The 3,723-nt window shown below is 42.5% G+C and carries 3 protein-coding genes; all 3 read right to left on the bottom strand.

The window, feature by feature from the left end:
* Positions 1-39 precede the first annotated feature (39 nt).
* Positions 40-816, bottom strand: coding sequence for an ABC transporter ATP-binding protein (locus tag PY364_RS14315; RefSeq protein ID WP_275523442.1), 777 nt, complete (start codon positions 814-816; stop codon positions 40-42).
* The gene (locus tag PY364_RS14310) at positions 816-2,381 is read right to left on the bottom strand and encodes a branched-chain amino acid ABC transporter permease (RefSeq protein WP_275523440.1); all 1,566 of its coding nucleotides are present in this window, start codon (positions 2,379-2,381) and stop codon (positions 816-818) included. The genes PY364_RS14315 and PY364_RS14310 overlap by 1 nt, the downstream gene beginning before the upstream one ends.
* Before the next feature lie 184 nt (positions 2,382-2,565).
* Entirely contained in the window at positions 2,566-3,642 is a 1,077-nt protein-coding gene (locus PY364_RS14305) for a branched-chain amino acid ABC transporter permease (protein WP_275523438.1), read from the bottom strand.
* Positions 3,643-3,723 lie beyond the last annotated feature (81 nt).

The following is a 3,723-nucleotide window of genomic DNA, read 5'->3' as shown; positions in this document are numbered from 1 at the left end:
GTCAATTACCGCCCAGAGGGCGGCGTTACATAATGTCTATTATTCATTATCTTCTTCTTTTCCTAGATATGCTTCAATCACGCGGGGATCGGCTCGAACTTCCGCAGGCGTTCCCTCAGCAATTTTAATACCATATTCCATAACGCTAACGCGATCGCTAATTCCCATTACCACTTTCATATCATGTTCAATTAACAGGATTGTCAAATCTAATTCATCGCGAATCCTGTAAATAAACCGCGTTAAATCAGCCGTTTCATTGGGATTCATCCCCGCTGTCGGCTCATCTAATAGTAACACTTTAGGATCGGAAGCTAAGGCTCTAGCAATCTCTAGTCTCCGCTGATCTCCATAGGACAAATTTTTTGCCATCTCTGGAGATTTAGAAGTGCCTAAGCCTACAAAATCAATGAGAGAAAGTGATTTTTTCCTAGCTTGTAATTCTTCTCGCTCTACTGCGGGAGTGCGGAGTATTGCCCCTAACAATCCAGTTTTTAGTCTGCTATGTCTGCCTACCAAAACATTTTCCAACACGGTCATGTTACCAAATAAACGGATATTCTGAAATGTCCGAGCAATTCCCAAACTTGTGAGTTTATCCGGTGGCGAACCAGTAATGTCTTGATTTTCTATCAACAACTGACCAGAAGTAGGAACATAGATGCCCGTAAGCATATTAAAAAATGTGGTTTTCCCGGCTCCGTTAGGGCCGATCAAACTAGCGATCGCGCCTTTTTCCAAGGTAAAATTAACCTGGTTAACCGCAGTTAATCCCCCAAATTGCATTGTCAGTTTATGTGCTTCCAATAGTGGCATTATTGACTCCTCGCATCGGCTAAAGATTCATTACTCGCCTCATTATCTGAGTGCAATTCCGATTGATGTACTTTATCAGGAATTAGTCCTTCTGGGCGCACAATCATCATTACCACTAGAGTTAGACCAAACAAGAACAAGCGCAATTGTATCGGGTCTAAACTGGTTGCTAGAAAGTCACGCAATTCTGGACTGGCAATGTTTGGTAATACAGATGTATTTAGAAAACCTTTGAGGATTTGTGCGAGTTGGGGTAGATAAAGTCTGTCAGCGGACATAATAATAATACTACCTAAAATCACACCGCTCATATTTCCTAATCCCCCTAAAATTACCATACATAAAATGATTACAGAAACCGAGAAATCAAACACGCTAGGGAAAATGGCGCTGATATAAGCTGCGTAAAATGCACCGGCAAATCCCGAAAAAGTAGCGCCCATTGCAAAGGCTGATAGCTTAGTTTTGACGAGGTTAATTCCCATCGCACTAGCGGCGAGTTCGTCTTCTCGCATAGCGGCCCAAGCCCTTCCCAGACGCGAATCTCGTAGCCGTGAAATCATAAAATAGGAGAAAACAACTAGACATAAAATTAAGTAGTACCAAGGGTAATAGTTGCCCGCACTAAATGTGCCAACGATGGGCAGAAAGGGGCGACCAATAGGGTTAATTCCCGCTTCGCCACCCGTGAGGTTAATGGGTTGTTCGCATCCCAAAAGACAAATGGCTATTTCTGGATGACCAAAGATGGAACCTAACAATTTAGATATCGGTTCTTCTATCCGCACCGAAGTTAAATTTCTGAATACAACGGGTATAATTTCCCCAAATCCCAGGGTGACAATTGCCAGATAATCACCTCTTAATCGCAATGTCGGAGCACCTAAAATTACTCCCGCGATCGCAGCCACTAAAGCCGCAATTGGCAGTACCGCCCAGAAGTTCCAATATAACCCAAGTTGCGGAGAGGAAAGTAAGCCAGTAGTATAAGCGCCGATCGCGAAAAAAGCAGCATATCCTAAGTCAAGCAAGCCGGCAAAACCTACAGGAATATTTAAGCCCAAGGCGAGGATAATAAAAATTTGAATCTGTACGACGGTAGCTATCCATTCAGTTTTTGCTGCTGCATCGACAAAGGGAAATGATATCAGGATGAAAGCCAGTGTGACTAGGGTAGCTAATCGTTTGCGATCGCCTGGTATTCCCTGTAGAGTTCCCATGATTCCGCCTGCAAGAGTGGCGATCGCTAAACTGCAAGTACCGTAAAGTAATGTAGTCGGGAAGGGTACAGGAAATTGACCAGAACTCGGTCTGAGTATAACTCCTTCTATGACGCTGGCGATCGCCAGCCAAATTCCTAATGCTAATCCCGCCTCAATACCCAGTCTCGCGCCGATTTTTGGGCTATAAATCTTCTCGTTGCGACAGCGGATGAAACCCGCACCCGCACCCAGCAACCAACCGATTACTGAACCACTCCAACCACCAAATATGAGAACGGTTAAGGCTGCGATCGCTCCCACAATACCACTTGACTTAATTGCTTTAATTATCTTTTTTTTCATAATTATTAATTATTAGTTGTTAGTTGTTTCATTCTTTAGTCCGCGTAGGCGGACTTCGTTTGTGTAGCTGCGGTTTCAACCGCCGAATATATCAAGCTTCGTTTGTGTAGCTGCGGTTTCAACCGCCGAATATATCAAGCAATAAATTTAAGCAATTACCAATTACCAATTACCAATTACCAACTTACACCTTTTCCTGAACATTCTCTCCTAATAAACCTCCCGGTCTAAATGCCAAAATAATCACCAAAACCGCAAACACCCAAGCATTAGTCCAACGGCTAGATAGATATTGATCGCTAATAGACGATAATTCTCCAATCAAAACTCCCCCCAACATAGCCCCGATAATATTACCAATTCCACCCAAAACTGCTGCCGTAAAAGCCCTTAATCCAGCAGTAAAACCCATCGTAAAAACAATAGTATTATTGTACAATCCCACCAAAAGTCCAGCAGAACCAGCCAGAGCACCACCAATTAAAAAAGTCAGAGCAATAATTTGATTGACATTAATTCCCATAATTTTAGCAGCATCCCGGTTTTGAGCAGTCGCACGCATCGCCTTTCCCCAACGAGTGTACTTCACAAATAAGTGCAGCGAAACCATTAATACTATCGCAACCACTAAAACAATCAAATCTTTAGTTGTAAATACAATACCGCTATCAATCCCCAAAGCTTTAAGAATATCAATTCTAGGCAACAAATCGGGAAAGCTTTTAGGCGCAGCCGAGTTTGTTCCCATCACAGGAAAAAATGCTCTCAAACCTCCCCAAAATAGTCCCATATTTTGGAAAATAAAAGACACTCCAATTGCTGAAATTAACGGTGCTAAACGCGGTGCATTTCGTAATGGTCGATAGGCATAACGTTCAGTAATGATATTCAGTCCAGCACAAAATCCTGCGCTAGCAATTAAAGCAACTAACATTGCCGGAATAGCAACTGCTAGAGGAGCTCCATCCTGAATTCCCAAAGCACCCATCACAGTTAAAGCAGCAAAACCGCCCAACATATACAAATCTCCATGAGCAAAATTGATCAGTTCAATAATGCCATAGACCATCGTATAACCCAAAGCAATAATTGCAAGTAGGGCACCGTTGACAAGACCTACTAACAGTTGTTGAATCAAAACTTGAGGGCTACGGACTATTTCTACAACAATCCGAGGCAAGTCAAATCCAGCAATCGGCCCTAACAGTAAAATTATGTAAGCTACACCCAAATATAGAAGAATACTCTGCCAATTTTTCATTATTTTTGCTAATTGCTAACGGCTAATGGCTGATTGCTAATTGCTAATTTTGGACTTACGCATTACTTACGTAACGCCGCC

The organism is Kamptonema sp. UHCC 0994, from assembly GCF_029167235.1.
In the GTDB taxonomy this organism is placed as follows: Bacteria; Cyanobacteriota; Cyanobacteriia; order Cyanobacteriales; family Microcoleaceae; genus Kamptonema.
This window is presented reverse-complemented; position numbering and strand designations above follow the sequence as displayed.

Excerpts from the sequence above, each read along its gene's own strand:
- PY364_RS14315 (WP_275523442.1), bottom strand. The coding sequence starts at position 816 with ATGCCACTATTGGAAGCACATAAACTGACAATGCAATTTGGGGGATTA.
- PY364_RS14310 (WP_275523440.1), bottom strand. The coding sequence starts at position 2,381 with ATGAAAAAAAAGATAATTAAAGCAATTAAGTCAAGTGGTATTGTGGGA.
- PY364_RS14305 (WP_275523438.1), bottom strand. The coding sequence starts at position 3,642 with ATGAAAAATTGGCAGAGTATTCTTCTATATTTGGGTGTAGCTTACATA.